General features: G+C 68.2%; 7 protein-coding genes. All 7 read right to left on the reverse strand.

What is annotated here, in order from left to right; translation table 11 throughout:
• Nucleotides 1–317 precede the first annotated feature (317 nt).
• Nucleotides 318–746 carry a DUF4189 domain-containing protein gene (locus A5780_RS01805; RefSeq protein ID WP_197521642.1) on the reverse strand — a complete coding sequence of 143 codons (429 nt, stop codon included), beginning with the start codon at nucleotides 744–746 and terminating at the stop codon, nucleotides 318–320.
• A gap of 252 nt (nucleotides 747–998) precedes the next feature.
• Entirely contained in the window at nucleotides 999–2,624 is a 1,626-nt protein-coding gene (groL, locus tag A5780_RS01810) for a chaperonin GroEL (protein ID WP_036506233.1), read from the reverse strand.
• A 273-nt stretch (nucleotides 2,625–2,897) separates the two neighbouring features.
• Entirely contained in the window at nucleotides 2,898–3,191 is a 294-nt protein-coding gene (locus A5780_RS01815) for a hypothetical protein (RefSeq protein WP_030516558.1), read from the reverse strand.
• Nucleotides 3,192–3,419: 228 nt separating this feature from the next.
• A complete protein-coding gene (locus tag A5780_RS01820) occupies nucleotides 3,420–4,229 on the reverse strand; it encodes a Clp protease N-terminal domain-containing protein (protein ID WP_082976231.1) in 810 nt (269 codons plus the stop codon).
• Nucleotides 4,230–4,283: 54 nt separating this feature from the next.
• A complete protein-coding gene (locus tag A5780_RS01825; protein WP_063015213.1) occupies nucleotides 4,284–5,378 on the reverse strand; it encodes an NAD(P)/FAD-dependent oxidoreductase in 1,095 nt (364 codons plus the stop codon).
• Between the two features lie 82 nt (nucleotides 5,379–5,460).
• A complete protein-coding gene (locus A5780_RS01830) occupies nucleotides 5,461–6,366 on the reverse strand; it encodes an RNA polymerase sigma-70 factor (RefSeq protein ID WP_063015214.1) in 906 nt (301 codons plus the stop codon).
• Nucleotides 6,367–6,509: 143 nt separating this feature from the next.
• Nucleotides 6,510–6,825, reverse strand: a 316-nt coding sequence (locus A5780_RS40570; RefSeq protein WP_064907559.1) for a hypothetical protein, incomplete at its 5' end; no start/stop codon positions are given.

Here is a 6,825-nt window from a genome sequence, read left to right on the forward strand (position 1 = left end):
TGATTGTCAGGCGCTCCTCGTCCGACCTCGTTGTCCCGGGCCTCTCGGCTCCGGGTCGGTGTCCGTGTCGCTCTGACCTGGAATAAGTTACGTGCCAACCGCATTCGAAGTCAAATCGCCTGGTCATCCGGCCTGACGACGCACATCGGATGCGCTCGCAACACCATTCACAACATCGGCGTCCGGCGAGAAATTCCGACCGTCGGCCGAAGCCCGCCCCGAAATGCCGGAAGCCGGCCCGCGGTGGGGGCGGGACCGGCTTCCGATCGCTATTCGCGATACGCGTCTCGGGGATACGCGACGATTTCGGCTGCGGGTCAGCCGTTGCAGCGCGACGCGCTGATGACGGCGGGACCCGAACCGTCCGAACTCAGGGTCGGCGGGCGATCCGGGCCCAGCGCCGCGATGGCGTTGCGGTCGGCCTCCTGCAGGGTGGCACCGGTTCCGACGGTATGAACGTCGTCACGCCTGGCGACCGCCCCGCATCCGTCGACGAAGCGAAGGATGGTCGCGCAACCGGGAGCCCCCTTCGACCCGCACACGTCCACCGCATCCCGGTCGGCCGTGTCCTGATCGGGCGCGTTGACGACACTTCCGATGTGCCAGCCGTCGTCCATTTCGTAGGAGATGGCGAACGCGCCGTACAGGTGGCCGTCCGGCCCCCGCTCCGCCGCCGCCGAACCGGTTCCCGCGACGACGAAGGCCGTCGCGGTGGTCGCGACGAATCCCAGGGCAAGCTTGCCCATCGACAACATGGTGTTTTTCCCCTATCGAAGGCTTCCGGATGAAGCCAACCGAAAAGAATGCGTTCCACAACCGGTGTTGTCCAGGCCGGGTGTCCCGAAAGCCCTTGCGAGACTGCAAGTTAGGGGAAATATGACCGATAACCGCTACATTCGACAGCCGGCGCAGACGTTCGTACCGCCGAAACGCCGGTAGCCGGCCCGCCCGAAGGCGGACCGGCTACCGGTTCGAAAGGTGTTGCCGGAAGGCAGGACTCAGAAGTCCATGCCGCCCATGCCACCGGTCGGGTCGCCGACGGGAGCGGCGGCCTTCTCCGGCTTGTCGGCCACGACGGCCTCGGTGGTGAGGAACAGCGCGGCGATCGACGCGGCGTTCTGCAGCGCCGAACGGGTGACCTTGACCGGGTCGGCGACACCGGCGGCCAGCAGGTCCTCGTACTCGCCGGAGTCGGCGTTGAGGCCCTGGCCGGTCGGCAGGTTGGCGACCTTCTCGGCGACCACGCCGGGCTCGAGGCCGGCGTTGAAGGCGATCTGCTTCAGCGGCGCGGCCAGCGCCACCTTCACGATGTTCGCGCCGGTGGCCTCGTCACCGGTCAGCTTCAGGTCGTCCAGCGCCGGGCCGGCCTGCAGCAGCGCCACACCACCACCGGGGACGATGCCCTCTTCGACGGCGGCCTTGGCGTTGCGCACCGCGTCCTCGATGCGGTGCTTGCGCTCCTTGAGCTCCACCTCGGTGGCGGCGCCGGCCTTGATCACCGCAACACCGCCGGCCAGCTTGGCCAGGCGCTCCTGCAGCTTCTCGCGGTCGTAGTCCGAATCCGAGTTCTCGATCTCGGTGCGGATCTGGGCGACGCGACCCGCGATGGCGTCGGCATCACCGGCACCGTCGACGATGGTGGTCTCGTCCTTGGTCACCACGACCTTGCGGGCGGTGCCCAGCAGGTCGACGGTGGCCGTCTCCAGGTTCAGGCCGACCTCTTCGCTGATGACCTCGCCACCGGTGAGGATGGCGATGTCGGCCAGCTGCGCCTTGCGGCGGTCGCCGAAGCCCGGGGCCTTGACGGCGACGGACTTGAAGGTGCCGCGGATCTTGTTCACGACCAGGGTCGACAGGGCCTCGCCCTCGACGTCCTCGGCAATGATCAGCAGCGGCTTACCGGCCTGGATGACCTTCTCCAGCAGCGGCAGCAGGTCCTTGACGGTCGACACCTTGGAACCGACCAGCAGGATGTAGGGGTCCTCGAGGACCGCTTCCTGACGCTCGGCGTCGGTGACGAAGTAGCCCGAGATGTAGCCCTTGTCGAAGCGCATACCCTCGGTCAGCTCCAGCTGGAGGCCGAAGGTGTTGCTCTCCTCGACGGTGATGACGCCTTCCTTGCCGACCTTGTCCATGGCCTCGGCGATCAGCTCACCGATGGACGCGTCGCCGGCGGAGATGGCCGCGGTGGCAGCGATCTGCTCCTTGGTCTCGACCTCCTTGGCGGTGTCGAGCAGCTTGGCGGTGACGGCCTCGACGGCCTTCTCGATGCCGCGCTTCAGGCCCAGCGGGTTCGCACCGGCCGCGACGTTGCGCAGGCCCTCGCGCACCAGCGCCTGGGCGAGCACGGTAGCGGTGGTGGTGCCGTCACCGGCGACATCGTCGGTCTTCTTGGCGACCTCTTTGACCAGCTCGGCGCCGATCTTCTCGTAGGGGTCCTCCAGCTCGATCTCCTTGGCGATGGACACACCATCGTTGGTGATCGTGGGGGCGCCCCACTTCTTCTCCAGGACAACGTTGCGACCCTTGGGGCCCAGCGTCACCTTGACCGCGTCGGCGAGGCTGTTCAGTCCCCGCTCGAGACCGCGACGGGCCTCTTCGTCGTACGCAATTGTCTTGGCCATTGCGTTGAGATCCTCCACATGTATATGGGGCTGACACACAGAGCGACCGCAGGTTGGATCGCCCCATTACGCTGGCCAGGTACGGTGCCCGCGACGGACGACCGAGGGTGTCTGGGAACCCGGTCTCACCTGCCCGACCTAGCACTCACTGGTCGAGAGTGCCAGGACCTTTCTAGCACTCGACGGTACCGAGTGCAAGGTTACGGACCCGATGGCCGCACCGTTCGCAATCGGCGATATCGGCTGCACGGTGCGATATCCGGGCGGGCACGCTCACGTATCGTCGGTGACCCGCAGCGCCAGGGCGACGAACGCGTCGGTGCGGCGCTCCTCCGGACTGCGCGGTTCGCCGCGTTCCACGGTCACCTGCTCGGCGTCGTGAAGCAGCAGTTCCGCCTCGATTCGCATGATCGCCCGGATGAACGGAGGCGCCACCTCGGGCGGCAGATCGCCGTTGACGATGTAGCTGCCGTCCGGGCCGTCCTCGGTTTCGACATAGGACAGCGCGCGCAGCAGGTCTGCGCGTAGTTCCCCCGCGATCAGGTCGGAATCCGATCCATCCGCCATAGCAATATCGTATCCGGACCACCGATCACCTCATCAGCCCCACAACTTCACAGCCGTATCGATGAGTGAGCGGGCACGGCGTGGCCACCGCGGAATCGGGCACGGACTCTGCGGATTCGGGAGGCGCATTCCGGGCCGCGGAACCGGCCGCGACGCGGCGAGTCGCGCCGGGCCGGATATCGCGACGACGGCCGCGCCGCGCCGGATCGGGACGCCGGCGAGCATCGATCAGGCACTCGGCGGGGCCGGCGGCTGCGGCGGAGCGGGTGGCGCGGGCGGAGCCGGCGCGGGCGGAGCCGGCGCGGGCGGCGGCTGGGGTGCATCCACCGGATTCGGCGGCATGAACTGGGCGAGCTGGGCGACCAGATCGCGTTCGATATCAGTCTTGGTCAAGCCGAGTCCCGACAGCACGCCGCTGCCGTCCTCCTGCTCGAGCAGCGCGAGCAGGAGGTGTTCGGTGCCGATGTAGTTGTGGCCGAGCCGAAGCGCCTCGCGGAAGGTCAGCTCCAGCGTCTTGCGGGCGCTCGCGGTGTACGGGATGAGGGCGGGAACCTCGTCCACCGCCGCCGGCAGCGCCACTGTCGCCACCCGGCGCACCGCGTCCAGCGAGACTCCCTTGGCGACGATGGCGTGTGCGGCCAGCGCGCCCGGCTCACTGAGCAGTCCGAGCACCAGATGTTCGGGCTGGATCTCCGCGTTGCCCGCGCGCCGAGCCTCCTCCATGGACGCCATCACCACATTGCGCGCGCGGGGCGTGAAGCGCGCGAACCCGGCATTCGGATCCATCGCGGGATCACCCGGTTTCGGCACGAAACGCTTCTGCGCGGCTTGTTTGGAGACGCCCATGCTCTGGCCGATATCGGTCCAGGAGGCGCCCGAGCGGCGGGCCTGGTCGACGAAGTGGCCGATCAGATGATCGGCCACCTCGCTCATATGTTCGGCGACCACGATGGCGTCGGACAGTTGTTCCAGGACGTCGTCGGGCCGGGCGCGTTTGATGCCTTCGATCAGATCGTCGAGGCGGATACGTTCGGTCATACGTCAACGCTAGGTTGACTGCCATATGTCAGTCAACCATTGGTTGACGACAATTCAGGGACGCGCCTGCATCGCCGCGCCGCGCACGATCATCTCCTTCACCACCGCGGCCGGACGACCGGTCAGGGCACGCGGCGTCGGGGCGTCGTCGGCGCGGACGAACTGCACGACCGCGTCGCGGCGCCCGAGACTGATGCACTGCAGGACGTAGCGGAAACGCAGATCGTCCGGCTCCGCGCCGCGCATCCGGGCGAGCGCCGACCGCGCGGCATGGGATCCGGTCGGCAGCGCCGTCGCACAGGCCATCCGCAGTTCGCGGCCGCCCGGTCCGGTGATCGCGGCGCAATCGCCCGCGGCGTAGATATGCGGGTCGGAGGTGCGCAGCGTGGCATCCACCAGGACGCGACCGCGCGCATCGACCGCCAGCCCGGCGCGGGCGGCGAGGTCGCTGGTGGTGAAACCCGTTGTCCACAAAACCGTTTCGGCGTCGATGTGGCCACCGTCGGCGAGCCGCACGCCGTCCGCCGCGACCTCGACGACCTTGGCGCCCGCGTGCACCTCGACGCCGAGCCGCTCCAGGGTGGCGGCGATATGCCGCTGCGCGCGATCGGAGAGCCAATAGCCCGGCTGCTCCGAACTCACCAGCGCCACCGACAGTTCCGGATGTGATTCGGCGAGCTCGGCCGCGGTCTCGATGCCGGTCGCACCGCCGCCGACCACCGCGACACGACCACGCAGCGGTGGCAGCGCGGCGATGTTCTCGAGTGTCGCGATCGGATGGGCGTGATCCCGCACGCCCGCAACGCTGTCGGTATCCGCGGCGCTGCCGAGGGTGTACACCAGCGTGTCGTAACCCAGCACCGAACCATCGGACATCGAAACCTCTTGTGCCGCAGTATCTATCGCGGTAACCCGGCCACGGACGAAATGGGCGCCCTTGCGTTCCAGCATGGTCCGCAGATCCCGGCGCGCGATCGTCTGCCCGGCGGCGAGCTGATGCAGCCGCACGCGCTCGACCATTTCCGCACGGCTGTCCACGACCGTGATCTGCGCGCCGCGGGATTTGCAGAGTCTGCCCGCCGCGGCCAGGCCGGCGTAGCCGGCGCCCAGCACGAGGATTCGGTGGGATGCGGTGTGATGTGCATTCATGGGTGACTCCTTTTCGAGGCCGACACCCTTCAGACCGGACAGCTCGCCGATCCCTGACAACGAGCTGCTGTGTTCCGCATCACTACCCGAGGCGATCGGCCTCCGCCGGCGCCGGGAAGCGACCGAAGTACGCGAGTTTGTCGGGATTCACCAGGATCCGGATCGCCGAGATCCGCTCACCGTCCACGTCGGCCGCGCCGATCAACAGCAGGTCACCGTGGACCCGGGCCACGGCGGCCGGTGCGCCGTTGACCTCCTCGATGCTCAGTTCGAGGTCCTCGACCTCGCGGTGGAACAGCCCGGCCAGATAGCGCGCCACCCGGGCCGCCCCGACCACGGGCCGGCGGGCCGCGCTCATCTTGCCGCCACCGTCGGCGACCGAGACGATATCGGCGGTGAACATCTGTTCCAGCGCAGCGATATCGCCGGCCCGGGCGGCCACGAGGAAGCGCTGGAACAGTTCCCGGGCGCGGGCGGGTTCGGCGTCGAACCGGGTGTGTTCGCTGCGGACGTGCATGCGGGCACGGCGGTAGAGCTGCTGCGAATTCGCCTCCGACAACTCGAGCATGTCGGCGATCTCGCGATGGGCGTAACCGAAGGCCTCGCGCAGCACGAAAACGGCGCGTTCGGCGGGCGACAACCGTTCCAGCAGCGTCAGCATCGCCAGCGAGACGAGTTCGCGCTGCTCCGCGGATTCCATCGGACCGAGCTCGCCCCCGCCGGTAGGCACCGGTTCCGGCAGCCAGGGGCCGACATAGGTTTCGCGGCGTGTGCGCGCCGACTCCAGCCAGCTCCGGCACAGATTCACCACGACCGTGGTCAGCCAGGCCTCGGCGGACCGAATATCGGCGCGCTCGGTGGCCTCCCAGCGCAGATAGGTCTCCTGGACGGCGTCTTCGGCCTCGCTCGCCGAGCCGAGCATGCGATAGGCGAGTGCGAACAGGCGGGAACGATGGCGTTGGAATTCGGCCAGACCCGTATCGTCCATCCGCTCCGCCCTCCAGTGCCGGCCCGGTGATCGAGGGCGAGACTACTCGCCGTCGGCCCCAGGGTCGCGTTTCGGCCAGGTGATGTGGGACAGCCGGGCTCGCTGGTCGGCGGCGGCGGGCCCAGCACAGGCCGGGCCCGGAGCTATTCCGTGACCATCCCGATGGCGACCGCGACGGGCTTGTCGGCCTCACTCTTGGACAGGCACACCAGTTTCGCGGTCCCCAGCGCCACATTCGGGCTGCCGTCGAACTTCGAGCCGGGGTTCTCCGCCAAAATGCGGTCCATCAGGGACTTTTCACCCTCGATATCGAGTTTGCGGAACTCGCCGCAGGTGGTCTGCGAGGCCGGGCCCAGTCCCGAGTTCTCCGGATGCGCGGTGGTGCCGGGCGCCTCGGTGGTTACGCACGAGATGAAACGACTGACCGTGACGGCCGTCGCGCTGGGCGCACTGACCATC

This window comes from Nocardia sp. 852002-20019_SCH5090214 (genome assembly GCF_001665865.1).
In the GTDB taxonomy this organism is placed as follows: Bacteria; Actinomycetota; Actinomycetes; order Mycobacteriales; family Mycobacteriaceae; genus Nocardia; species Nocardia nova.

Coding starts and splice junctions, on each gene's coding strand:
- A5780_RS01805 (WP_197521642.1), bottom strand. CDS start 746: ATGGGCAAGCTTGCCCTGGGATTCGTCGCGACCACCGCGACGGCCTTC.
- groL (WP_036506233.1), bottom strand. CDS start 2,624: ATGGCCAAGACAATTGCGTACGACGAAGAGGCCCGTCGCGGTCTCGAG.
- A5780_RS01815 (WP_030516558.1), bottom strand. CDS start 3,191: ATGGCGGATGGATCGGATTCCGACCTGATCGCGGGGGAACTACGCGCA.
- A5780_RS01820 (WP_082976231.1), bottom strand. CDS start 4,229: ATGACCGAACGTATCCGCCTCGACGATCTGATCGAAGGCATCAAACGC.
- A5780_RS01825 (WP_063015213.1), bottom strand. CDS start 5,378: ATGAATGCACATCACACCGCATCCCACCGAATCCTCGTGCTGGGCGCC.
- A5780_RS01830 (WP_063015214.1), bottom strand. CDS start 6,366: ATGGACGATACGGGTCTGGCCGAATTCCAACGCCATCGTTCCCGCCTG.